Raw genomic sequence first — 25,486 nt, forward strand, 5'->3', positions numbered from 1 at the left:
GCCCTCCTGTTTAAAGCGGTTTTCCGGTCTTCAGATTGATACCGAAACCATAAGGATACAGTGTCGTTCCCGGATGCGTGACGGAAGGAATGTCAGCGGGCAGCCTGCCTTGCGGTGTTGTCTGTCCGAATATCGCTTCAATGCCTGCCGGAATGTTTGGCTGGAGGAATTGTCCGTCTGTATATCCTTTAAAGCCGTAGACTGCGATAAGGGCTTCAGCTTCTTCAAAATTCGCGGCGTCGTAAGGATTACGCAGGCTCATCAGCACAAAGGGTTTTTGGTTCGATTGTGCGGCTTTCATGACGGCCCGCGGAAATGCGGTCGTCCACTTGCCGGGATCTGTGACGGAATCGTCAATCACGCCGTCGTTTACGACAGGGTCATTTTTTACGACATAGGAGCCTGTAATCACGTAATCCGCGTCGGATACCAGCTTTTTGTGTTCATCATGAAATGTGCGCTCGGCGAAGTTCATTTTACTGATGGTTACCGGCCGGATTTTTTTCTTCTTGATGAGCTGCCGAATGGTTTGTTCCATTGCCGCTGTTTGATCTTCATAAGGAGCGGCAATGAGAACGCGGCTGTTCTTTTTCGGTTTGAATGGGAGCGTGCGGTTTTTGTTTTGTAAGACGGTGACGGATCTTTCCGCGATTTGTTTTTCAGCTTTCAGGTGATTTTTGCTGCCGACGGTTTTCTTTGCTTTTGCAATCTTCTTTTTCAGATTTGTCTCTTTCGGTGCGGGATATATCCCTCGTTTTATTTTCAGGGAAATGATGCGTTCCGCTGATTTGTTAATTTGCTGCAGCGGAATATCCCCTTTTTGTACCGCCTTTTTTAAAGCGGAATGAACCCGGGCAAAGCGGTTTTCCGTTTGCAGCGATGTCACTTGGGCCGGCATCAGGGCAATATCGACTCCTGCTTTTAATGCCATGACGACCGCCTCTTCCTGACCGAAATGATCGGCAATGGCTTTCATATTTAATGCATCCGTAACGATGACGCCGTTAAATCCCATTTCCTCACGGAGAAGATGAGTCATCACTTTTTTCGAGAGTGTGGCGGGTACGAGGATGTCTGAACCGTCCAGCTTGCTTTTATAGGTTGTATCGTCAAAAGCGGGAAATTGCACATGGGCTGTCATGATCATATCAGCTCCGGCCTGAATGGCCTGCCGGAACGGATAAAGTTCAATCTGACGCAGCCTTTCTTGATTGTGGGTGACAAGCGGAAGACCGTAGTGGCTGTCGACATCCGTGTCGCCGTGTCCCGGGAAATGTTTGACGGCGGCAGCGACATTCTGCTTTTGCTGAGCCTTCATTGAGGCAAGGCCGAGGGAAGCTGTCAGATCACGGTCTGAACTGAACGACCTGACGCCGATGACAGGGTTTCCGGGATTATTATTGATATCCAGAACGGGCGCGAAATTCGTATTAATGCCCAGTGCTTTCAGTTCTTTCCCGATAATGGCGCCGGTCTGGGAAGCGTAGGCTGTTTTTCTAGCAGCCCCGAGCGCCATATTGCCTGGGAAATGAGTGCCCTCACCAAGTCTAGTTACGATGCCGCCCTCCTGATCAATGCTTAATAATAGCGGAATGTCAGGGCTCGCCTTTTGAAAGGCATCTGTCAGGCGTACCGTTTGCTCAGTGTTTTTTACATTTTCTGCAAATAAGATAACGCCGCCGAACCGGTACTTTTGAATAAGCCCTGCGACTTCGTCATTCATTTGGGTAAGAGCCTCAGGTGATGGCTGCCCCTTTTTTTGCCAATTTCGAAAATCAGGCATGAGCATCTGCCCTAATTTTTCATCTAATGTCATACGGGATACCGCTTGTTCCGCCTGTGACGGAATGTCCGGTTTTGTTGATGCATGATGCGTGCCGAATACAATGAACAACAGTAATACAGCTGAGATGAAAAGTTTCATGATGGTGCCCTCCTGCCGTCATAGTTTGGACAAAAGACATGGGTTGTCATTCAATGGCTTCATAAATCGCTTTTATGACGCTGCCGTAGCTTCCGGTCGGGAAAAGATCCCCTTCAAAAACATTCGGGTTTTCACCGGGGCTGACGACGGGGGAATGCTTTTTATTGGTCAAAAGTGCGATCCCCAGCTTATAAGCGGGATCAATAATCGTGATGGTGCCGGTCCATCCCGTATGGCCGTATGCCTGCCTGCTTGCATAAGGTCCGAACATCCACTCCATATCCGGGCTGCCGTTTTTCCGCCAGCCGAGAGCGAAAGTCGGATCAGAGGATGCCGCCGTTGTGAACAAATCGGCCGTTCTTTTATTGAAGAGAGAAACGTGTTTATAACTGCCTCCGTTCAACATGACTTGAAGAAGGACGGCCATATCATCAGCTCTGGAAAACAGCCCGGCGTGACCGGACACCCCTCCCATTGAGTAAAATGCTTTTTCATCGTGAACTTCCCCCTGCAGCGTATACGTCCTGATGTGAGGGAAATGGATGACTCCGTCACGTGTGTTGCCTAAACGTTCAGTAGCTGCGAATGCTTTTTCTTTAAAACCTTTTTGCAGCGGATTGAACAGTGTGTGCGTCAGTTTCAGCGGTTTGTACAGTTCTTGTTCCGCATAGGTATCAAGGGTTTTTCCGGTTATGTTTTCAATGATGCAGCCGAGAATCATGTAACCGATATCGCTGTATACGTGTTTTGTTCCCGGCTTGTATTCAAGCGGGATTTGGGTGAGAAAACGGATCGTTTTATCCCGTTCTTGTGAATATAAAGGGCCTGCGGTGTCCGGCTGATAGAAATAAAAGCTTGCCGGCAGACCGGATTGATGCTGGAGCACATCGATGACGCGTATGCGGTCTTTTTCTTGAATCGGATCGCTTTTTCTGTCTTTGAAATCAGGAAGGTAAGCCGAGACTTTTTGATACACATCAAGCTTTCCCTGGCTGACGAGTCGCTGTAGTGCAAAATTGGCCGCGTACATTTTTGTATTGGAAGCTAAATCAAACATGGTTGATGTTTTCATTTTTTTCGGACGGGATAAAAGGGTGTTCCCGTCATATTTTTTGCTGTAGCCGTATGCTTTCTTTTTGATCACCCGTCCGTCCTTTACGACGATGAGGACGGCTCCGGGGAATCCTGCTGCGATGTCTTTTTCAATCATTTGATCAACCTTTCTGAGCTTTGCTGCGTCGTATAATTTGGATTGGGCTTCGGCTTTGTGCTGCGGCAGAAAAGAGAGGCTGATGACCATTGTGAGTATGGCGGCTGTCAGTGTTTTCATATTCTGATCCCTCCCGGTTTATTCAAATTCAGCAGCCATGTCATCCTTAAATCCGAACGCATAAGTGAAGACAAAGCCCGCCGCGTAAGAGATGAAGAGACCGATGATATACAAAACGATTTGAGCCGGCTGTACGAGAAACGAGAGCGGAAGGCCGGAGACACCGATTGAAAAAGTCGCCACTTGAAAATGGGCTTGAAAGGCGCCGCCGATTCCCGCCCCTAAACACGCCGTCAAAAACGGCCGGCCGAGCGGGAGCGTGACGCCGAAGATAAGCGGCTCCCCGATTCCGAGCAGACCGGATGGAAGTCCGCCGCCGATCGCTCTTTTTAATGAGGCTTTTTTTGTTTTCATAAAGATGGCGAAGGCCGCGCCTACTTGACCCGCGCCTCCCATCGCGAGAATCGGAAGAAGCGGGTCATCTCCGATTGATCGGATTAATTCCAAATGTACGGGAGTCAAGCCCTGATGCAGGCCGGTGACGACAAGCGGAAGGAAGGCGGCTCCCAGTACAAACCCTGAGAGCACTCCCCCGACATTCAGCAGCGACAATAAACCTGATGTAATCAGATCAGAAATAAAACCGCCTGCGGGGATAAAAACGACATATGTCACCAGCCCGGTGATAAGTAAAGACAATGTAGGCGTGACGATAATGTCGATGGATTGATGGACGTACTTTCTGATAAACCGTTCGGTATAAGCGATAAAAACCGCAGCGAAAAGAACGCCGATTAATCCTCCCCTGCCAGGGAGCAGATTCTCTCCGAACAAACTGATATTGGCGATCTCAGGGTTAAGGATCAATATGCCCGCAAGGCCGCCCATCGCGGGTGTCCCGCCGAATTCCTTCGCCGCATTGATGCCGACAAGGACGCCGAGGTAAGCGAACAAGCCTGAACCGATAACCGTTAAAATAAGTGCGATTTGGGATTCTTTCGGGAGCCAGCCGGCCTGAATGACGGCTTTTGTAATACCGGTGATTAAACCTGATGCAATGAGTGCGGGAATAAGGGGAATGAAGATGCTTGATATTTTTCTCAGAAACAATTTGATGGGTGTGGTGTTTTTTCTGTTGAGATCGGCTTTTTTCCGTGAGGCGGCTTCTTTTAAATCAATGTTTTTTCCGGATGGCATAAGTTTTGCGAAAGCGTCGGCGACATGATTGACGACACCCGTGCCGAGAATGATCTGCAGTGTTTCGGCTTCGACGACACCTATGACCCCGTCAAGCCGTTTCAGCGCCTCAATATCCGTTTTGTCCCGATCTAAAGGTGTAATCCTCAGGCGTGTCATACAGTGGGTAAAGCCTGAAATATTCGATGAACCGCCGCAATTGTCCAGGATATCTTTGGCCAGTGACTGATAAAATGCCTCTTTGCTCATGGAGATCCTCCTTTTTCCGTACGATTTTTCCCGGGGAGCTATGCCTGAAACGCGTCCTAAAAGCGCCTGCGCCGAACATGAAAACGGCGCGGGCTCGTAAAAGCACAATATTTTTCACCAAAGAACGATCAGCGTTCTTTTTCTCTTGAAACGTGCTGTTCAATGGCTTTATCAATGAATCCTTCTGATTCTTTGAGCAGTGCCTTCGCGTGTGTTTCGTCCGAATTCGTCTTCAGCATGACGATTGCCGTTTTGACATGGCTGTCTGCGGCCTCAAGCGTTTCTTTTGCCTTGTCGTACGGAACGCCCGTGATGCTTTGGATAATGCCGATTGCGCGTTCTTTCAATTTTTCGTTGCTGACATGAACGTCCACCATTAAATTTTCGTACACTTTGCCGCTTTTAATCATTACGGCCGTGGAAATCATGTTCAGAATCATTTTATGTGCCGTCGCGGCTTTCATTCGTGTTGACCCTGTAATCACTTCGGGACCGACAATGACTTCGATGCTGTGATCGGCAAAGGTGCTGATCAATGAGTCCTTATTGCATGTGAGCGCGACGGTTTTGGCGCCGATTGTTTTTGCATATTTCAGCGCACCGGCCGCATACGGCGTGCGCCCGCTTGCCGCGATGGCGATCACGGTGTCTTCTGCGGTAAGCCCGATCGTTTTGAGATCGAGAGCGCCGGTTTCCTTGCTGTCTTCTATACCTTCAGCCGCTTGCAAAAAGGCGTCTGCCCCTCCGGCCATCAGACCGATGACGGTGTCGGGACTTACGCTGTATGTAGGCGGGCATTCAACCGCATCCAGTACACCGAGTCTGCCGCTTGTGCCCGCTCCCGCATAAATCAGCCTGCCGTTTCGCCGTAAGGACTGATTTGCGAATTGAACGGCAATCTGAATATCGGGCAGCACCTGCTGAACGGCTTCAGCCACTTTGAAATCCTCTTCGTTAATGATGCGGAGAATTTCCATTGTGTCTGCCTGATGGATTGAAGCGGTCTGCGGATTTCTGGTTTCTGTGGTCAATCTGTGAATGTTAAGCCGGTCTGTCATGATTGTACCCTCCCAAGTCGTTAATACTTGAAGTATATGGGCTTCTGAATAGATGTTTCAAGAAAAATCGGCAGGGATGAGATGAATAATCAAGCGCTTTCACAAAAAATGATGCAGAATGTGCTGTTCACCGATCGGGCCGATCCTGCGCCGCCCTTTGTCAATAAAACCGGAAGACCGGTACAGGTTCTGTGCACGTTGATTGCGATGGTTTACAGCAAGCACGATTTCATCACACCAAGGAAAGTAATTTGCAACAAAAGCGGGGAGCTGCAGCATCGCTTGTTTGGCATAACCTTTTCCCTGATGCGGCGCATGTAATGACAGCGCACTCAGCAAAATGGCAGACACATTGTTCGAATACGGAGCAATGGTTTCTTTTGAGGTATGTAAAATAAAAAAACCGACGGGGCGGTCTTCTTTTAAAATGACTGTCGGGTAGCGATCCCGGATGACAAGCGCCTGCGGCAGGACATCTATCGGCAGAGCTGTGAACTTTTTATCTTCTTCACTCAGCACAAACCCGTTCAGCCCGTCTGCATGCTCCGGTTTATAAAAGGACAGGGCTACATCCATGATATCTACTCTCCTTTTTTATAATTGATCCAATTCATCTTCTGATAGAACACGGCAGCCTGCCCGTTTTAAAAGAGCGGAAGTGATGCCGTCTCCGAGTATTTTTTTTCCTGAGAAAGTGCCGTCATAGATAAAGCTGCTGCCGCAGGACGGACTGTTTTCTTTAAGGATGACCGTTGCGGCGCCTATTTCTTTTGCGTATGCTAACGTTTTTTCCGCGCCGTCCATATATAAAGCTGTAACGTCTTCGCCTGATGCCGTTACGATTCTTGCCGTTCCGTTCAGCACGTCTTCACCCGTGCCGCCGATGATTTCCGCCGGTTCGCGGGGAGTGGTGAAGCCGCCCAAAAGTTCGGGGCAGACCATAACAGCTTTCTTTTCTTCTACGAGTCTGCGGATTTTTTCCGAAGCGGCGTGAGAGCCGTTATATCTGCATTCGATACCGCCGAGACAAGAGCTGACTAAGATCATCTGTGTCCATTCCCTTCAATATTTTGATACTTTCATCATAAATGAAATAAGAGAGGAGGGATGAGTTTTTCAGTTAAAAAACGGGTAAAAAAGTTTGAAAATAAAAAAAATAATTTTTCTCTTTACAAATGGGGTACAACCTGTATATAATAACTTTTGTCAGCTCGACGCGGACACAACGGCCCGTTGGTCAAGCGGTTAAGACACCGCCCTTTCACGGCGGTAACACGGGTTCGAATCCCGTACGGGTCATATGGAGGATTAGCTCAGCTGGGAGAGCATCTGCCTTACAAGCAGAGGGTCGGCGGTTCGAGCCCGTCATCCTCCACCATATTTGCCGGCCTAGCTCAATTGGTAGAGCAACTGACTTGTAATCAGTAGGTTGGGGGTTCAAGTCCTCTGGCCGGCACTGTTTTCCAAAAAAATACGGAGGGGTAGCGAAGTGGCTAAACGCGGCGGACTGTAAATCCGCTCCCTCAGGGTTCGGCAGTTCGAATCTGCCCCCCTCCACCATTTTTGGGCTATAGCCAAGCGGTAAGGCAACGGACTTTGACTCCGTCATGCGTTGGTTCGAATCCAGCTAGCCCAGTCTCAGACACCTTTTGCATAAAGGTGTCTTTTTTTATCGGCATTTTGGTTCGATTTTTGATTGTTCATCAGATATACTATTTTTAAGCTGCTGTTAAGGCAGTATATTCTGTATTTTCCATCTACACCCTGCCTGAAATTTGGTAAAATAAATGTAATAAAAAAATGAAACCTTTTAAAACAATCAACGTATAGATACAGACCGGTGAAGGGCAGAGGTAAGATAAAACATGGAAAACCTGATTAAAAAAAGAATCAAGCAAGTCAAAAAAGGCGATCAAAATGCGTTTGCAGAAATCGTTGACCTTTATAAAGATAAGATTTACCAGCTTTGCTACCGCATGCTCGGCAATGTTCACGAAGCGGAAGATATTGCGCAGGAAGCTTTTATCAGAGCGTATGTCAATATCGACAGTTTCGATATCAACAGAAAGTTTTCAACGTGGCTTTACAGAATTGCGACCAACCTGACCATTGACCGCATCCGCAAGAAAAAGCCTGATTACTATCTGGACGCAGAAGTAGCGGGAGCAGAAGGGCTGACGATGTATTCGCAGATCGCCGCGGACGGGGTTCTCCCTGAAGACGCCGTATTGTCATTGGAGCTGTCGGACACAATTCAGAAAAAGATTTTAAAGCTGCCTGACAAGTACAGAACGGTTATTGTATTAAAGTATATTGACGAACTCTCTTTAATTGAAATCGGGGAGATTCTGAATATCCCTGTCGGCACCGTAAAGACAAGGATACACAGAGGCAGAGAGGCTCTTAGAAAACAATTGAGGGATCTTTAAGTGGGGTGATGAAATGAGCTGTCCTGAACAGATTGTGCAGCTTATGCATAAGCATCTTGATGGAGATATCCTTCCTGAAGATGAAAACGTATTAAAACAACATTTGCAGTCATGCGGGAATTGCAAACGGCATTTTCATGAAATGGAGAAATCCGTAGCACTCGTCCGAAGCACATCGCATGTCACGGCCCCTGCTGATTTTACTGCCAAAGTTATGGCGAATCTTCCAAAAGAGAAAAAACGCGCTTCTGTAAAACGATGGATCAAAACTCATCCGATGATTGCAGCCGCAGCGGTTTTTGTGATTTTAATGGGCGGCGGTTTTTTCAACAGCTGGCATAATGACCACAATTTCAGTGTGTCCAAACAGCCGAACCTTGTCGTGCAGAATCACACGGTCACCGTCCCTGAAGGCGAGACCGTAAAGGGCGATGTCACAGTAAAAAACGGCAAGCTGTTCATTGAAGGAAAAGTCGACGGCAATGTGACCGTCGTCAACGGAGAAAAATACATGGCCTCAGCCGGACAAGTCACCGGGCAGATTGAAGAGATTAACCAATTGTTTGACTGGGTCTGGTACGAACTGAAATCGGCGGGACAGGGCGTCGTAAGCGCTTTGGACCCGAATGAAGATGAGTAAAGCGTATAATCGCTTTACTCTTTTTTTGTGCAACGCCGCGCCGGCTCATTTCACTTGAGAAATCAAAATGTGGTATAATGAGCACGCTATATGATGTACATATTGCTCATGCAGCACAATTCATAACGGAAAAAACGAAATGACTGAATTCTTGGAGGACGAGGAAATGGCTTTTGAGGACATCCCATTTTTGCAATACCTCGGCAATGCCGTTGATATTCTCCTTGTTTGGTATGTGATATATAAATTAATCATGGTCATACGCGGGACGAAGGCGGTTCAGCTTTTAAAAGGAATCGTCGTCATCGTATTGGTCCGGATGGCCAGTTCATATTTGGGACTCAGCACGCTTCAGTGGCTGATGGACCAAGCGATAACATGGGGATTTTTAGCGATCATCATTATATTCCAGCCTGAGCTGAGACGGGCGCTTGAACAGCTCGGACGGGGCCGGTTCTTTTCCAGGAGCGGAACCCCCGTGGAGGAAGCGCAGCATAAGACAATTGAAGCGATTACAAAATCGATCAGCTACATGGCGAAACGCCGCATCGGCGCACTCATCGCCATTGAGCGCGATACGGGAATGGGCGATTATATTGAGACGGGCATCCCGCTTAATGCGCAGGTCAGCTCGGAGCTTTTGATTAATATCTTCATCCCCAATACACCGCTGCATGATGGAGCGGTCATTATGAAAAATAACGAGATTGCTGCGGCTGCCTGTTATCTGCCGCTTTCTGAAAGCCCGTTTATTTCAAAGGAGCTGGGGACGCGTCACAGAGCGGCTGTCGGCATCAGTGAAGTGACGGACAGCTTAACCATTATTGTATCTGAAGAGACGGGCGCCATCAGTGTGGCCAAAAACGGAGACCTTCACAGAGAATTGACGGAAGAAGCACTGAAAGAAATGCTTGAAGCCGAGTTTAAGAAGAACGCCAGAGACACTTCTTCTAACCGCTGGTACTGGAGGGGCAAGAAAAATGGATAAATTCTTAAACAACCGCTGGGCTGTAAAGATCATTGCATTGCTCTTGGCGCTGCTGCTTTACGTTGCGGTTAACAACAACCAGGCGCCGACTCCGAAAAAGCCGGGGGAATCCTTTTTTCCGACATCAACGACTGACGAGGCTACGCTTACTGATATTCCTGTAAAAGCATACTACGATGAAGCGAACTATGTCGTCACCGGCGTGCCCCAGACGGTAAATGTCACGATTAAAGGCTCGACAAGCGCGGTGAAAAAGGCGAGACAGACGAAGAATTTTGAGATATACGCCGATATGAATAAGCTGAAGACCGGGACTCATAAGGTCGAATTGAAGGCCAAAAACGTATCGGACGGACTGACGATCTCCATTAACCCGTCAGTCACGACGGTTACGATTCAGGAAAAAACGGCTGAGAGTTTTCCCGTGGAAGTTGAATACTACAATAAAAGCAAAATGAAAAAGGGATATACCCCTCAGCAGCCGATTATCAGCCCGAAAAACGTGCAGATTACAGGTTCGAAAAATGTGATTGATAACATTTCACTTGTCAAAGCATCCGTGAACCTTGAAAATGCAAATGAGACCATTGAAAAGGAAGTGAAGGTGACCGTCTATGACAAAGACGGCAACGCACTTCCTGTTGATGTTGAACCGTCAGTCATTAAAGTGACGGTTCCCGTAGCCAGTCCGAGCAAAAAGCTTCCTTTCAAAATCGAAAGGAAGGGAAGTCTTCCGGACGGGGTGAGCGTTGCGAGTATTGACTCGAATCCGAGTGAGGTGACGGTTTACGGCCCGCAGGATGTGCTGGATTCACTGGAATTTATTGACGGTGTATCTCTTGATTTAGGGAAAATTGATAAAGATACCGATATCAATGCCGATATCCCGCTTCCTAAGGGCGTCACTAAGGTATCACCGGAAAAAATCACGCTTCATGTTAAAGTGGACAGTGAAGACAAAAAGGATTTTGACAATGTCGCAATCAAGACGGTCGGACTGGGAGGCTCACAGCAGATTGAGTTTCTCGACCCTGAATCGCAGGCGATAAATATTACGGCCAAAGGCTCTCCCGCCAACATTAAGGCGCTGAAAAAGTCGGACATTGAACTGTATGCCAATGTCTCGGACTTGGATGACGGAGAGCACTCTGTAAAGCTTGAAGTAAACGGCCCGCAAAACGTCACATGGTCCCTGTCAAAAGACACGGTTAAGATCAAGCTGACTTCTAAGAAAAACACAAGTTCAAATAAAAATGACGGCGGCTCCGCTGATTCCGGCAATAAGAACGGCACAAGCGGAGACGCAGACAAAGACAAGAGCAAGAACCGGGAAGACGACACTGACAGCGATCAGAATAAAAGTCAAAACCAGGATCAAAATCAAGACCAGGATGAAGACGGATCAAGCGCTGATTCTTCTTCAACAGAATGAAAAAGGAGCGATACAAAATGGGCAAGTATTTTGGAACAGATGGTGTAAGAGGTGTTGCCAACAGCGAGCTTACGCCAGAGCTGGCCTTTAAAGTGGGGCGTTTTGGCGGTTATGTCCTGACCAAAGATAAGCAGCGCCCGAAAGTGCTGATCGGCCGTGATACACGTATCTCCGGACATATGCTGGAGGGAGCCCTTGTCGCCGGACTTTTATCGATCGGAGCTGAAGTGATGCGCCTCGGCGTTATTTCTACGCCGGGGGTATCCTATTTAACGAAAGCCATGGATGCTGAGGCGGGCGTCATGATCTCCGCTTCTCACAACCCCGTACAGGATAACGGAATTAAATTTTTCGGAGGGGACGGCTTTAAGCTTTCTGATGAGCAGGAGGCCGAGATTGAACGTCTCATGGAGGAACCGGAAGATAAGCTGCCGAGACCGACAGGCGCGGACCTCGGGCTTGTGAACGATTATTTTGAAGGCGTTCAAAAGTATCTGCAATTTTTAAAACAGACGGCGGACGAAGATTTTACAGGCATTCATGTAGCGCTTGACTGCGCCCATGGTGCGACATCTTCCATTGCGACGCACCTTTTTGCCGATCTCGATGCTGACGTATCTACAATGGGGACGTCTCCGAACGGATTAAACATTAATGATGGCGTCGGTTCTACACACCCGGAAGCGCTGAGTGCTTTCGTCAAAGAAAAAAACGCCGATATCGGCCTTGCGTTTGACGGAGACGGCGACCGCCTCATTGCCGTTGATGAAAAAGGAAACATCGTCGACGGCGATCAGATCATGTACATATGCGCGAAGTATTTGAAATCAGAAGGCCGTCTGAAGGATGATACCGTCGTATCGACCGTGATGAGCAACCTCGGTTTCTACAAAGCGCTTGAAAAAGAAGAAATCAAAAGTGTTCAAACGGCAGTCGGCGATCGCTATGTCGTAGAAGCGATGAAAAAAGACGGCTATAATGTCGGCGGCGAGCAGTCAGGGCACCTTATTTTCCTTGATTACAACACTACCGGCGACGGTCTTTTGTCCGCGATCATGCTTGTGAATACGCTGAAGGCGTCCGGCAAAACCCTTTCAGAACTTGCGGATGAAATGAAAAAATTCCCGCAGCTCTTAGTGAACGTGAAAGTGACGGATAAATATAAGGTAGAAGAAAACGCTAAGGTGAAGGCCGTGATTTCTGAAGTGGAAAAAGAAATGAACGGAGACGGCCGGATTTTAGTGCGCCCGTCAGGCACCGAACCGCTCGTACGCGTGATGGCGGAAGCGAGAACAAAAGAGCTTTGTGACGAATATGTCACAAAAATCGTGGATGTCGTGCGGACAGAAATGGGAGCGGAGTAGCGAAGTTTATAAGCAGAGAGCGAACAAGACAAGTGCGATCAGCATAAAATGATAGTAAACATGATGCCGGGGCGGCAAAAAATAATTGACCGTCCTTGGCACATGCTGTAAAATCAAGCTTGTTCAGCCTTTGTTTTTCACTTGCAGGAAAGGCGGGATTGTTTGCATCTTTTATAATTACAGCGCCCGAACTAAGCGCCCGAAAAACGGCTTAGTTGACGAGGATGGAGGTTATCGAATTTTCGGCGGATGCCTCCCGGCTGATTCATTTAGATCACAGCCGTAAGGATTTCTTCAAACCGGAGGGGCGACTCTCCGAACAAAGGGAAATCACATGATCTTCCAAAAAAACATGTGGGAGGGGACGATTGAAAGTCCCCTTGTAATTTGACTTTCTTCGTCTCCTTTTACACCTTTAGGAGGAAGAAAATATGTGTGGAATTGTAGGTTACATCGGTCAGCTTGATGCGAAAGAGATTTTGTTAAAAGGATTAGAGAAGCTTGAGTACCGCGGCTATGACTCTGCCGGTATCGCTGTGGCGAATGAGCAGGGCGTGCATGTGTACAAAGAAAAAGGCCGCATCGCCGACCTTCGTGAAGTGGTGGATCACACGGTTGAATCTCAAGCGGGAATCGGCCATACACGCTGGGCGACTCACGGCGAACCAAGCTTCCTGAACGCTCACCCGCATCAAAGCGCACTCGGCCGCTTTACACTTGTTCATAACGGTGTGATCGAGAACTATGTTCAGCTGAAGCGCGAGTATCTTGAAAACGTTGAACTGAAAAGCGACACGGACACTGAAGTAGTCGTTCAAATGATCGAGCAATTTGTGGCGGGAGGACTCAGCACAGAAGAAGCGTTCCGCAAAACACTGACTCTGTTAAAAGGCTCTTACGCAATTGCATTATTTGACGGTGAAAACACAGACACCATTTACGTTGCAAAAAACAAAAGCCCTCTGTTAATCGGCCTTGGAGATACGTTTAACGTCGTGGCATCTGACGCGATGGCTATGCTTCAAGTAACGAATGAATACGTTGAGCTTTTGGACAAAGAAATGGTGATCGTGACAAAAGACGAAGCCGTGATTAAAAATCTTGACGGTGAAGTCATGACACGTGCGTCTTATATCGCTGAGCTTGACGCCAGTGATATCGAAAAAGGCACATACCCTCACTACATGTTAAAAGAAACGGATGAGCAGCCGCTTGTTATGCGCAAAATCATCCAAACGTATCAGGACGAAAACGGCAGACTGGCCGTGGCGGGCGATGTCGCTGACGCCGTGGCGGAAGCGGACCGCATTTATATCGTGGCTTGCGGAACGAGCTATCACGCCGGTCTTGTCGGGAAACAATATATTGAAATGTGGGCAAACGTACCGGTTGAAGTGCATGTAGCGAGTGAATTCTCTTACAACATGCCGCTTCTGTCTAAGCAGCCGCTCTTTATCTTCCTTTCTCAAAGCGGAGAAACAGCGGACAGCCGTGCCGTGCTTGTTCAAGTCAAAGCGCTGGGTCACAAAGCGCTGACGATTACAAACGTTCCGGGATCAACGCTTTCCCGTGAAGCGGATTACACATTGCTTCTGCACGCAGGTCCTGAGATCGCGGTTGCATCAACAAAAGCGTATACGGCTCAGATTGCCGTCCTCGCGATCCTTGCGTCCGTTGCAGCAGAACGCAACGGCGTTGATATCGGTTTTGATTTAGTCAAAGAATTAGGTATCGCGGCAAATGCCATGGAAGCTCTCTGCGACCAGAAGGACGAAATGGAAATGATCGCGCGTGAGTACCTGACTGTTTCAAGAAACGCTTTCTTCATCGGCCGCGGCCTCGACTACTTCGTTTGTGTCGAAGGCGCCCTGAAGCTGAAAGAAATTTCTTACATCCAGGCGGAAGGCTTCGCCGGCGGCGAGCTGAAGCATGGAACAATCGCTCTCATTGAAGAAGGAACACCGGTCTTTGCCCTTGCGACACAAGAACACGTCAACCTGAGCATCCGCGGAAACGTGAAGGAAGTCGCAGCCCGCGGCGCCAACACTTGCATCATCTCGCTGAAAGGCTTAGAAGACGCAGACGACAGATTCATCCTGCCGGAAGTCAACCCTGCGCTTGCTCCGTTGGTATCTGTTGTGCCATTGCAGCTGATCGCTTACTACGCTGCGCTGCACCGCGGCTGTGACGTTGATAAACCGCGCAACCTTGCGAAGAGTGTGACTGTGGAATAAGGATTTGACAAGGAAAGAAAACAGTATGTTGTTTTAAATTCAAAGTTTGTATTGTTCCTGGAAAAAGTTGCACCGTTCTACCCCTTTAGATATACTCATCTAAAGGGGTATTTTCATGTCTAAACAGAAAACTAAGTAGAAAAATTGATTGAAAAAGGTATAGGAGCTAAAAAATACATAAACTGGAGCTAAACATTCAAGTGTTAACTTCAATAAGGATGCTCATCGTTTATAATAAATTGAATAAGGAAGATAGTAGGAGCCTTCTATCTGATATAAAACAATAATTATAACATTTAACTGAATATTTAGAAAATAATATTAGCATACAAGATAATCATTAGATTATATTATCAATGAAAGGTTGCAGATGAGTTAGAAATAAACCATCATACAGTTCTTAAAACAAAAGAACACATTGTTGTGATAAAGGCTTAGGGAGACGAATAAATATTGGTTAGAAGGTTGTACAAAATCAATATACTGAGAAATATCAGTTAATGTTTTTGAAGTAGTTTTAAACCCATTCGAGATCTAGGTAATATTATCATCTTTACTTAAATCAAGAGAGTTGGAGAATTCGTAAAGGATATTTAAATGAATAATATAGAAGGCTCCTCAAATCTTATAATGCCGAAAATAAAAAGAAATTAATACCCGGGAATTCAGAAAAATACAGGGAAAAAGAGGTTTGATTATTACTATGTCTAATGAAGAGGTTTTATTAAATAAAGTTTTAGATGCGAGTTCTAATACAATTTGGGATGAATTGAAAAAGATAAGAGAGTCTTCAGAAATAGAAAAAAAGACTATTAGGCGTAGATGGATATGGGAACTAATTCAAAATGCATCAGACTGTACACCTAAAGGTAAGAAAATAGATATAAAAATTGATTACTCTAATAATCAAATCATATTTAGTCATAATGGACTGCCATTTTCGTATGAAAATTTATTAGATTTAATCACACAAATCTCATCTAAGCAAAGTTCAGAAGAAAAGAAAACAGGAAAATTTGGAACAGGTTTTATGTCGACTCATTTATTATCAGAGGTTGTACGAATTGAAGGGTCGTTTAGCCAAGAAGATAGTAGGTATACAAAATTTGAGTTCATTGTTGATAGGTCAGGAGATGATTATAGCGATATTAAGAATAAAACAAAAATTATGCTAGAACAATTAGATCTTGTAAGCAGAAATCAAGAGGAATTACAAGAAGAGTATGAGGATACAAAATTCGTTTATTTAATACAGGATGATGACATAAAAGAAGCAGTAGAGGAAGGGATAGAAGATTTAAAAGAGACTATTCCTTATGTATTAACTTTTAATAAGAATATCAACTCTATTACATACAATGGTGATTGTTACAAAAAGGAGAAAGTAGAAACTTCACGTTCAAATAACAAGCTAAAAGCTGTTCAAATTAACGTTTCTGATAGTATTAAAGAGTTGCTAATATTAAATGAAAATAATGTAACTATTGGTTGTGCTATCGAACGTAAAGACAAGAAATTATATTTCTTACCAATTCCTGATGCCATGCCAAGGGTCTTTTGTGAATTTCCTCTATTAGGAACTGAAAAATTTAGTTTTCCTATAGTAGTTAATTCAGGATTATTTGAAGTAGAAAGGGACAGAAATGCTATTAGAGATAGCAATCCAGTAAATAATGAATTAATAAAGGTAGCTGTCTCTTTATACAAGGAATTAATAGATTATTGTTCAGAAAGTAAAAGGACAAGAAATGAATTTAATATTTGCATTTTAAAACCCTCTACTTCATCAAATATTCAGGCTTATAGCTATAAAGAAATTAAAGAGCATATTGAGAAGAGTCCAATTGTTCCTATTCATAATCATTTGGAAGATTTGAAACGATTAGCATTTAAAGATAATAATGGTAACGTAGCAATAGGCATACCAAAAACAAAAAAAAGCACACATAAGGACTTACTTTGGGATGTTTTATCTAATTATAACGGAGTATCGATACCAACTAAAGATACTTACTTAGGCTGGGCGGAGGTTTTTGGAGAGAATGCTGGATTCTCTTGGATAAACGATATTTTTGAAGATTCAAATATTGATAAATTAGTTGCTTGTTTGAATGATAAGACTCTATATGCAGAGTGGTTAAATGCATTTTTTTCTCTTTGGATTAAGGATGCAGGTATTGATGAAGTTGTAAAATCGGCATTTGTACCGAATCAAATTAATGAATTTGTACAGTTCGCCTGTATTTATCTTGATAAAAATATAGATCAAGAATTAAAACAGATCTTAACATTATTGGGTGAGAAAATTGAAGGACAGTTATTGAAACTAGATATTATTTCATTTGAACACTATTTCGAAGAACACCCCAAAAAAATTAAGACTAATGAAATATGCTCTGATCAAATTGAGCTCAAAGTATCAAAACTTCTCAGTGAGGAAACTATTGACAGGATAGAAAGAAATGAATCTACCCAAAAAATATTTAATAGATTAACTAATTGGTTCCTATCAAATCCTGAAAAATCAAAAAAATGGTTTGGGAATTTATATTCAAAGAGAATGATGTTATCTTCTCCAGAAGAAAATCTGAGAAGATATAGAATAGCGGAAAAAATAGAGGAAAATAACATTAAGTTTGAAGAATTAGATGAAATTATTAATAATCGAGATAAAATAATGGAGATTGTAACTAACTCTGAACTGAGTAAAGAAGATATTATCAATCAATTAAAACATGTTATTACCTCATCCGAAGAAATGAAACGCTATGTTGAGAAATTACTACATAGAAGTACAGAAAATATTTTTAAGTATTTAAGCAGACTTAAAGATTATACACTTCCGGCAACTTTAGAAGAATGGATGAATGAAAAGTATTCTGATACGGTATTTCCGGCTAAGTATAATGGAAATGATTTTAGAATCATTATTCGTCCAAGTGATTATCAAAAAATAATATTTTATTATGATGAAGAATTAGAGGCTTTAGATGATGTCAACTATCAATTATGGACGGATGATGGAGAAGTACAACGAATGGTTACTTTAGGTGATTTGCTTAAAACAACAGGTATATCTAAAATTCCATTGACTAAGTTATAAGAGAGGTACTTTTTAGTGTTTAGAACAATTAAAGATATTGAAAACAAAATAAGTACAAATAATAGACAGAATACAACATATATACACCCAATTGCGAGTCATGAAGAAATAGCAAAATTAATTGTTGCATACTCGAACAGTAACGGTGGAGATATAGTCTTTGGAATACGAGATGATGGAAAAAGATTAGAAATAAAGAATTTTCCCTTTAGATTTGGTTTGGAGAGAGTTCAAAATTTGATAGAGGGTATTATAAATATTAAAAGTGAGTACTTTACTTTAAAAGACATTAGGCTATATTATATTTCTATTAATAAAGCAGAGGAATTAGTAACAGTAAATAAAACGATTTATAAAATTGGTGATAGTGGAGTGGCTGAACAGATGAAGAACCAGAAGATATTTATTTCATATTGTTGGAATGATGTAGCGTTTGCTGATTTAATTGATAATGATTTCAAAAATATGGGGTATACTTTGACTAGAGATGTTCGAAACATTGAGTTTAAAGATAGTATTAAAGATTTCATGAAAACTATTGGGAAACACGATTTTGTTATTAGTATTATTAGTGACCAATATTTAAAATCAGTAAATTGTATGTATGAGATATCTGAAGTTATGCGTTCGCGTGAATATAAAGAGAAAATGTTATTAGTTATACTAAAAGATTCTGATAAAGAATTTGTACCTTCACTTTCAGAGATACCGACTACAATTGCAGCTAATATATATTCTTTTGAGCAAAGGATAGGATATATATCTTATTGGGAAGAGAAAGAGAAGGCATACTCGGAAATGATTCAGAAAATAACTCAAGATACAAATAAGATTGAACCTTTACAGGAGTTAAAAAGAATAAAGAGTATCACAAATAACGTCAGTGAATTTTTATCTGATATAAGTGATTGGAACAATACTAATTTAAGTGACCTAAAAGCATCTGACTATACAGCTTTTATAAAAGAAATTAACCAAAGTGTTAACTAAATGATTGCTTTGAATTTAGTTAATGCCATATACATAGTGGGAAATTGATATTTTATATCAATCTTTTTTATAAAACCAAACTCCACACAAAAATCAAACCCACGCATTTTGATCAAACTTTGTTCAAAATGTGTGGGTTTCTTCTATTATAAAATCAACGTTTGCAAAATGCTTTTAATTGAACTTTATTCGAAAGCTACATTATTAGCCAGAGGGGTTTTTTAATGCGGAAATGAGAAATGCATACTCTTTGCGATTGTAAAGAAATCCCCTTTTATATATTGAAAAGGAGTAACACCTGCTTTATAATACGAGATGCATTCCGGTTAAAATCCATAAATGTAATCATTAGTAAATCATTTTGTGTATACCTCATCGGAAAGTAAACACCTCAGCAGTTTTCATCATGAATATCCCATTATATAAACCTAATCAATCGATTACACTTCCATATTATGCTTAAGACTTTAAAATCCCTTTTGTATTTCCCGACTCCTGATCCATTATGAATACCTAGACCAGATATGAAAATCACAACATTTTTGCAATAATCCGGTTCAATTCTTAAAAAAGTCCTGACAACAATGATAGGAGTGGAATGATGTCAAACCTTTTAGAAATCAGAAACATCAGCAAATCTTTTGGTCATAAAGCTGTTTTAAAGGATGTTACATTCAATGTGCCTGCCGGATCAATTGTCGGTTTTATCGGTGATAACGGCGCAGGCAAGTCAACAACATTTAAAACGATATTAGGATTAATCTCTCAGGATAGAGGTAAAGTGAAAATCTTTGGTAAAGAGAATCTGGATAAACATATAAAGTTCAAAGAAGATATTGGGGTCGTATTTGATGCGATGAATCTTCCCGCGCACCTTACGATAAAGCAGATGAACCATGTATTTAAGAAACTGTTCGGTGCTTGGGACCAAGATCAATTTTACCGGTTGGTTCATTCTTTCTCTTTACCTATGGATAAAAAAGTGAATACATTCTCGCGCGGCATGTCAATGAAGTTATCTGTAGCTGTTGCTTTGTCGCATAATGCAAAATTATTACTCCTGGATGAAGCAACGGGAGGGCTTGATCCCTCTTCAAGAGATGATCTGTTAAATGAATTAAAAAGCTTTGTGAGTAAAAGCAACGGAGGTATTTTACTTTCATCGCACATTATGACTGATGTCGAGAAGATAGCCAGCCATATCATTATGATGAAAGATGGCGAAATTTTATTAAATGAAGAGAAAGATAAGGTTCTTGAAAGCTATACCGTTATAGACGTTGATGAAGGTCAATTGGCTGAGATTGACGAAGATATCGTTCTAGCAAAAAGGAATCATGGATCTTATTGGAGTGTGCTTGTATCGGATCAACAGAAATTGCCGAATGGCGTAACGGCCAACACCATTTCCATAGAAGAAATCAGCGTCTTTTTAACGAGGAGTGAAAACATTGAGAGGTCTGTTACTGACTAACTATTACTTGGTTTATCGGAGTTTCTTTGCATACACGGGGTTGGTCATATTGGTATCAGCAGTCATTTTTTATTTTGGGGATGCTTCAATGCATCGTTTTGTTGCTATGCTGATTATTTTGTTTGTCGTTATGCCCGCACTTGAGGTTATAAAGTATGAGAGCAAGTCAGGCTATGACAGGTATGTTCTGACTTTACCGGTCAGCAGAACAAATATTGTTCAAAGTCACTATTTCTTTTATCTTTTGATTGTTGTGATCGGAGCTGTAATATCTTATGGTATTTTCCTTGTATACAGCCTGGGTTCTGATGAACCAATTGACGGTATATTTAATATTGTCTCTTTTGGAACGTTCATCGTTCTCTTTGCCGGTGCAATCGTTTATCCTCTTCTCTACATGATAGGCCCGGAAAAATCCGATGCTATCGTGATTGGAGGGGCAATGGGGGGACTTTTTGCTACCTTTGGATTACAAAGTGTCGTTGGGTATGCAGCAGAACAAGTACCGCTGTCATTTTTGCACATAAATCCTTCTTTATATGTCCCGATTATATATCTCATGATCGGCGTTATCTTATATATCATTTCATTTTTCATCGCCGCAGCTATATATCATAAAAAAGAATTTTAGCAGCTGTTTAATGATTTTATGCTGTGACAACAGGATAAGGCATGGCACGGGCTCATGATTTTACTTTAAATCCAAGCAGGCAGCCGCCCGCACAATGGGCGGCTGTTCTTCTAATTAAAACTGCGTTGTCACATCGTACTCATAATCAATCTTCAATTTCACATTTTTCATAGCCGATTTTGCTGTTGCAAGTGTGTTGTATTTAAAATTCCAGATGCTTGAGACTGAGAGGTTATCTTCCAGTGTGATACCGTAATTTCCTTGAGTGGAGCTGTTTGCGAGTGCGCGGTGCCACACTTTATTTTCTTCTGTCATTATGCAGTGTCTTGTGTTTCCTTGACTTGGTATTTGAGTCGCGGCGGTGCTGATTCTTTTCACTATGGCATCTTTTGGAATGCTTGTCTGTTTGGTTAAGTCGAGCCTGAGAACGGTTGAATCTGATCCGTTCGGACTGAGGCTTGTATTTCCTTTATTTTCAGCTGTGCCGCTGAATGCGAAGGTCTCGCTTCCGGCTTTGATTCGATCGTAAATGGAGAGTGTAAAGTATATATCGTCAGTGTATGAGCCGCGGGACACTTTTACGTAGAACGTCTCGTTGTTTTCTTTCGCATCTGTAATGGCATAGATAAAAGGAAGCGGCGTATCAGGGTTTATCACTTCTGTGCCTTTACTGATCAGCACTTTGTTTTTATTATAAATTTCAATGCTCATTCCCTTGTATTCACTTCTTGTTGAGCTCCTGACATAGAGTCTTTCTCCCTTATTTGCCGTGAAAGTGAAGTACGATTCTTTTTCCCCTTCCGGCAATATGGCAGTATCAATATTTTTATATTTCCAGTAGCCTACCGGATTGGCAGTTTCAAATGAGTGATTTCCTGTAATAGCGCTTATTTGTGATGAGTTCTTTTGAGACGCAGAGGCTGAAGGTGCAATCAATACGCCTGATAATACGATTGCACTGACAAATAGTATAGATATATACTTTTTCATGGAAAAATCCCCCTTTTTGACAACATCATACATAAAAACTCCCATAATGTAAACATTTGTTATTTTAGTTTAAAATCAACTGGAAAACAGCCGATACAAATACTAGAACATTATCTCAAGCGGAGGTTAAAAACATGCGCCTAAACGCTCGTTATATAAAAAATCAAGTAATGGCTCAGCAAGTGCTTCAGCGGTATTCTTCCAAAACAAATGTGAAAGATGCGGCAAAAGGATCGGACAGCTTATTGATTCAGACAGGCGGGAGCCGCGATCTGAGCCAGGTGAATTATTCAAGGAGCGGTGTCACTGAGAAAGGGAGCAGCCTGTCCCGTTTATATCAATCTGCAAATCAGAAAACGATTACGGATAATGGGAATGAGACGGTAATAGACGCTAATAATCCGTATGAGTCTGAGAGTGATATTGCGAGCAAGATTCTTGATGAGAAATACAGCCGTATCAATGAAATCAATAAACGAAAACCAGATCCTTTGCATTATATTAAGGATAAATACCAGCGTGCCGATTCACCTTATTTCAGAAGTGATTTATCAGAATCGGAGCGTCAGGCCGCTTATCATAATGAAACGGAATGGCTGTTTAAGGGGAAAGCCCAGAGCTATGATTTCCGTGATGCGGCGTTTCGGGGTGAAACGCTCAACGGAGAGATTCAAGTCGAAAATGAAAAGGTGTTTCAGCGGGCGCAGGTGAATCAGCAGATTGAGATGCTTTTCCATCGGAAACATATTCAGATTCCGGAGGGTGCGAATCTTACATTTACGATATCACCGATTGATTATCTGTTAAAAGTGAGCGGGACTGACGATAAAGAGCTCACTCAGCAGATTGAAGCTGTCTTAAACTCCGGGGAAAACAGCAAAGAGCTGTTTGCGCACATCATTCGCAGCCGGAGTGATGACTCCTCGCAGTTTACGCCGGAAACATATGAGAAATATCAAGTTGTTCGGGAAATGTACGAGGTGACCGGCTATCATCTGAAAGACTTGCAGATCGTGGACGGAAAGTACGTCACAGAAGACGGACGCGATCTTTTAGACGTCTATAAGGAAGCGCTGCAGCAAGATCCTTTGCTGAAACATACGGCGGCAGAAGCGGCCGCCCATTACGGACAGGCGCTCACGAAGCTTGCGAGAACGGGTTATGACGCCATTCCTGATTTGGTGCTGTCCATTGAGTATAAAAACGGATCTCTGCGTGATGCCGGTCAAAGCAGGCAATACGGATCTGGGGATACAGATTGGCTTTCTGAATGGAAACGGGAGCTGGGTGTGCGTATATAAAATGAGAAAAAAGCTGACGAATGATGCCGTCAGCTTTTCTTTATGTGTTTTTTTAAAACTCCTCATACTCCGCCGGGTCTTGGCCGTTTATGCGTCCGTCGGGGCGGGTAAGCGAGTCGATGATGCTCATGTCGTTTTCATCAAGGGAGAAATCAAAAACAGAGATGTTTTCAAGCTGGCGCTCGGGCGATGCTGATTTTGGAATCGGGATGGCGCCCAGCTGGATATGCCAGCGCAAAATGACTTGAGAAATGGTTTTGCCGTATTTGTCCGCAATCTGTCCGAGTTTTTGATCGTTCAATACTTCGCCGGCGCGGGATAACGGACTCCATGATTCTGTCACGATGCCCTGTTCTTCGTGCCATTGGCGCTGCTGCTGCTGATTAAAAGCGGGATGCAGTTCAATTTGGTTGATGCCTGGCTTTACGCCGGTTTCACGTTCGAGCCGTTCGATGTGCTCAGGCAGGAAATTGCAGACGCCGATGGATCGGATCAGGCCCCATTTTTTCGCATCAATCAGTGCCTGCCATGCTTCCGTGTAGCGGTCTTGTTTCGGATTCGGCCAATGGACGAGATACAGGTCATAGTAGTCCAGACCGGCGCGGTATAAAGATTCTTGGATGGTTTGTACAGCTTTGTCATAGTCATGGTAGCGCCCGGGCAGCTTGGACGTCACGTATAGCTGTTCTCTCGGAACAGAGCTTCTGCGGATGGCTTCTTCGACCGTCCCTTCATTTTCATAGTTATAAGCGGTATCAATCAGACGGTAGCCGATATCAATGGCGCTGTTAATGGCATGAACGCCATTGTTTCCATTAAGAGCGTATGTACCGAAGCCGATCGCGGGAATGCTTGTCCCATCAAGCAGTTTCTTTTGCGGAATTGTCCCAGTCATCATTAAATCCCTCCTTGTTTTCTACTTTACCATTATGCTTACAAATGAAACATAATAATGGAAGGAAATGAAGTGATCCGCACATGAAAAAAGCTGACGGAGAACCGCCGGCTTTAAATTTGAAACATCCATGCTACGACGGGGCCGAAGACCGACCCTAACACGGCGCAGAGCGTCATGGAAACAGAACTCATGGAGACCGTTAATTCTCCGTACTCCATTGCTTTTGAGGTGCCGAGCGCATGGGAAGCGCTCCCGAATGCAATTCCTTTCCCGAGTGAGCTGCGGATGCGGATCCACTTGAGAAGCAGCGGTCCTAAGATAACGCCGGAAAACCCTGCGATCATGACGAATACGACTGTCATGGAAGGGACACCGCCGATACCGGACGCAATCTGTATGGCGACAGGCGTCGTAATTGATTTTGGGATAATTGACAAAATCAAACTCCGGCTGATGCCGAACAGCTCTGCAAATAGCAGGCCGCTGACCATTCCGGAGAATAAACCGGCCAACACGCCGCCGATGATCGGAAACATATACTTGATTAACACCCGGCGCTGCTTATAAAGCGGGTATGCCAAAGCCACCACAGCGGGGCCGAGCAGTGAATTGATCCATTGTCCGCCGATCATATAGTCTTTATACGGAATATGAAAAACAAGCAGCACGGCGATAATGAAAATCGTAGTCGTCAAAACCGGTATGAGAAAGGGATATGGAAAGCGCACATATAATTTCACCATAGCCAGATAGGCGGCGGCCGTGAACAAAATTATAAGGATTGCGATACATGCTTGCTGCACTTCTTTTTCTCCTTTCTCTGATTGGCTTTATGCTCTAACAGCTGGCTGGCGTACCCTGCGGCGATCATTGTGACGATGGTGCTCAGCACGATGATCAGAAACAGAGCAGCCCCGCTGGCGGAAAACAGTGACGGGTAATTGATGACGCCCGTCATGGCCGGAATGAATAACAGCGGAAGAAAAGACAGCAAAAATCCGGCTCCGTCTTCAATCATTTTGACGGGAATGATCTTAACCGATAAACATATGATCAGCAGGATCAAACCGATGATGCTTCCGGGAATGGGCAGGTGAAAGAACTGCTGAACGGCTCCCCCGATAAAGGAAAATGCGAATAAAATAATGATTTGCAAGATGATGCGTATGACTTTCACAACGATGCTGTTCTTTGGAGAAGAGCAGCTTCCCCCTTTCTTGATGTTTCTATAAGTTTCTTTACTTTTGGCACATATATTTGTACTATACAAATATATGTATGCAAAATATTTCTATATGTTTTCTGAGTAAATGT

General features: G+C 43.7%; 21 protein-coding genes and 5 tRNA genes. 16 read left to right on the forward strand and 10 right to left on the reverse strand.

Features of this window, described 5'->3' with window-relative positions; translation table 11 throughout:
• Positions 1-10: 10 nt before the first annotated feature.
• From L3V45_RS01065 to L3V45_RS01090, 6 genes are all read right to left on the reverse strand, one after another.
• Positions 11-1,924 (reverse strand): glycoside hydrolase family 3 protein, encoded by a 1,914-nt coding sequence (locus L3V45_RS01065; RefSeq protein WP_236837221.1) that lies wholly within the window; start codon positions 1,922-1,924, stop codon positions 11-13.
• Positions 1,925-1,970: 46 nt separating this feature from the next.
• Positions 1,971-3,254, reverse strand: a complete 1,284-nt coding sequence (pbp4b, locus tag L3V45_RS01070; protein WP_058906520.1) for a penicillin binding protein PBP4B — start codon at positions 3,252-3,254, stop codon at positions 1,971-1,973.
• 18 nt (positions 3,255-3,272) lie between these two features.
• Positions 3,273-4,640, reverse strand: coding sequence for a PTS transporter subunit EIIC (locus L3V45_RS01075; RefSeq protein WP_003156771.1), 1,368 nt, complete (start codon positions 4,638-4,640; stop codon positions 3,273-3,275).
• Positions 4,641-4,768: 128 nt separating this feature from the next.
• A complete protein-coding gene (gene murQ / locus L3V45_RS01080; protein WP_236837222.1) occupies positions 4,769-5,698 on the reverse strand; it encodes an N-acetylmuramic acid 6-phosphate etherase in 930 nt (309 codons plus the stop codon).
• A 99-nt stretch (positions 5,699-5,797) separates the two neighbouring features.
• A complete protein-coding gene (locus tag L3V45_RS01085) occupies positions 5,798-6,274 on the reverse strand; it encodes a GNAT family N-acetyltransferase (RefSeq protein WP_236837223.1) in 477 nt (158 codons plus the stop codon).
• An 18-nt stretch (positions 6,275-6,292) separates the two neighbouring features.
• A complete protein-coding gene (locus tag L3V45_RS01090; protein ID WP_003156767.1) occupies positions 6,293-6,745 on the reverse strand; it encodes a 2-thiouracil desulfurase family protein in 453 nt (150 codons plus the stop codon).
• Between the two features lie 180 nt (positions 6,746-6,925).
• Between L3V45_RS01090 and L3V45_RS01095 the strand changes: the two genes are divergently transcribed.
• The 15 genes from L3V45_RS01095 (at position 6,926) to L3V45_RS01165 (ending at position 20,983) form a co-directional block, all read left to right on the forward strand.
• Positions 6,926-6,997 (forward strand) — tRNA-Glu (locus L3V45_RS01095).
• Positions 6,998-7,000: 3 nt separating this feature from the next.
• Positions 7,001-7,076: transfer RNA gene (locus L3V45_RS01100), tRNA-Val, on the forward strand.
• 5 nt (positions 7,077-7,081) lie between these two features.
• A tRNA-Thr gene (locus L3V45_RS01105) sits at positions 7,082-7,154 on the forward strand.
• A 19-nt stretch (positions 7,155-7,173) separates the two neighbouring features.
• A tRNA-Tyr gene (locus tag L3V45_RS01110) sits at positions 7,174-7,258 on the forward strand.
• Between the two features lie 4 nt (positions 7,259-7,262).
• Positions 7,263-7,334 (forward strand) — tRNA-Gln (locus L3V45_RS01115).
• 229 nt (positions 7,335-7,563) lie between these two features.
• The gene (gene sigW, locus L3V45_RS01120; RefSeq protein WP_003156766.1) at positions 7,564-8,127 is read left to right on the forward strand and encodes an RNA polymerase sigma factor SigW; all 564 of its coding nucleotides are present in this window, start codon (positions 7,564-7,566) and stop codon (positions 8,125-8,127) included.
• Positions 8,128-8,140: 13 nt separating this feature from the next.
• Positions 8,141-8,767, forward strand: coding sequence for an anti-sigma-W factor RsiW (rsiW, locus tag L3V45_RS01125; protein WP_003156765.1), 627 nt, complete (start codon positions 8,141-8,143; stop codon positions 8,765-8,767).
• A 166-nt stretch (positions 8,768-8,933) separates the two neighbouring features.
• Complete coding sequence (cdaA, locus tag L3V45_RS01130; protein WP_003156763.1) at positions 8,934-9,755, forward strand: diadenylate cyclase CdaA; 822 nt, start codon at positions 8,934-8,936, stop codon at positions 9,753-9,755.
• Positions 9,748-11,187, forward strand: coding sequence for a CdaA regulatory protein CdaR (locus tag L3V45_RS01135; protein ID WP_003156761.1), 1,440 nt, complete (start codon positions 9,748-9,750; stop codon positions 11,185-11,187). The genes cdaA and L3V45_RS01135 overlap by 8 nt, the downstream gene beginning before the upstream one ends.
• A gap of 17 nt (positions 11,188-11,204) precedes the next feature.
• Positions 11,205-12,551, forward strand: coding sequence for a phosphoglucosamine mutase (gene glmM, locus L3V45_RS01140; RefSeq protein ID WP_003156759.1), 1,347 nt, complete (start codon positions 11,205-11,207; stop codon positions 12,549-12,551).
• Between the two features lie 431 nt (positions 12,552-12,982).
• A complete protein-coding gene (gene glmS, locus L3V45_RS01145; protein WP_070081291.1) occupies positions 12,983-14,785 on the forward strand; it encodes a glutamine--fructose-6-phosphate transaminase (isomerizing) in 1,803 nt (600 codons plus the stop codon).
• A gap of 703 nt (positions 14,786-15,488) precedes the next feature.
• Positions 15,489-17,888, forward strand: coding sequence for an ATP-binding protein (locus tag L3V45_RS01150; RefSeq protein WP_025650150.1), 2,400 nt, complete (start codon positions 15,489-15,491; stop codon positions 17,886-17,888).
• Positions 17,889-17,903: 15 nt separating this feature from the next.
• Positions 17,904-18,878 carry a TIR domain-containing protein gene (locus L3V45_RS01155; protein ID WP_025650151.1) on the forward strand — a complete coding sequence of 325 codons (975 nt, stop codon included), beginning with the start codon at positions 17,904-17,906 and terminating at the stop codon, positions 18,876-18,878.
• A 601-nt stretch (positions 18,879-19,479) separates the two neighbouring features.
• Entirely contained in the window at positions 19,480-20,352 is an 873-nt protein-coding gene (locus L3V45_RS01160; protein ID WP_029974775.1) for an ABC transporter ATP-binding protein, read from the forward strand.
• Positions 20,330-20,983: an ABC-2 transporter permease gene (locus L3V45_RS01165; protein ID WP_025853823.1), complete on the forward strand. Its 654-nt coding sequence runs from the start codon at positions 20,330-20,332 to the stop codon at positions 20,981-20,983. The genes L3V45_RS01160 and L3V45_RS01165 overlap by 23 nt, the downstream gene beginning before the upstream one ends.
• Before the next feature lie 114 nt (positions 20,984-21,097).
• Here the strand turns inward: L3V45_RS01165 and L3V45_RS01170 are convergent, their stop codons facing one another.
• Positions 21,098-21,973, reverse strand: coding sequence for a hypothetical protein (locus tag L3V45_RS01170; RefSeq protein ID WP_024084819.1), 876 nt, complete (start codon positions 21,971-21,973; stop codon positions 21,098-21,100).
• Between the two features lie 134 nt (positions 21,974-22,107).
• Here L3V45_RS01170 and L3V45_RS01175 point away from each other — a divergent pair, with 134 nt between their 5' ends.
• Positions 22,108-23,274, forward strand: coding sequence for a DUF4885 family protein (locus L3V45_RS01175; protein WP_044053411.1), 1,167 nt, complete (start codon positions 22,108-22,110; stop codon positions 23,272-23,274).
• 52 nt (positions 23,275-23,326) lie between these two features.
• Here the strand turns inward: L3V45_RS01175 and L3V45_RS01180 are convergent, their stop codons facing one another.
• The 3 genes from L3V45_RS01180 to L3V45_RS01190 all read right to left on the reverse strand — a co-directional run bounded on the left by L3V45_RS01180 (position 23,327) and on the right by L3V45_RS01190 (position 25,349).
• Positions 23,327-24,172: an aldo/keto reductase gene (locus L3V45_RS01180; RefSeq protein WP_236837224.1), complete on the reverse strand. Its 846-nt coding sequence runs from the start codon at positions 24,170-24,172 to the stop codon at positions 23,327-23,329.
• A 110-nt stretch (positions 24,173-24,282) separates the two neighbouring features.
• Entirely contained in the window at positions 24,283-24,975 is a 693-nt protein-coding gene (locus L3V45_RS01185) for an LrgB family protein (protein ID WP_003156752.1), read from the reverse strand.
• Positions 24,945-25,349, reverse strand: coding sequence for a CidA/LrgA family holin-like protein (locus L3V45_RS01190; RefSeq protein ID WP_003156751.1), 405 nt, complete (start codon positions 25,347-25,349; stop codon positions 24,945-24,947). Before L3V45_RS01190 ends, L3V45_RS01185 begins: the two co-directional genes overlap by 31 nt.
• Positions 25,350-25,486: the final 137 nt, after the last annotated feature.

The organism is Bacillus sp. R45 (assembly GCF_021729365.1).
Lineage (GTDB): Bacteria > Bacillota > Bacilli > Bacillales > Bacillaceae > Bacillus > Bacillus velezensis.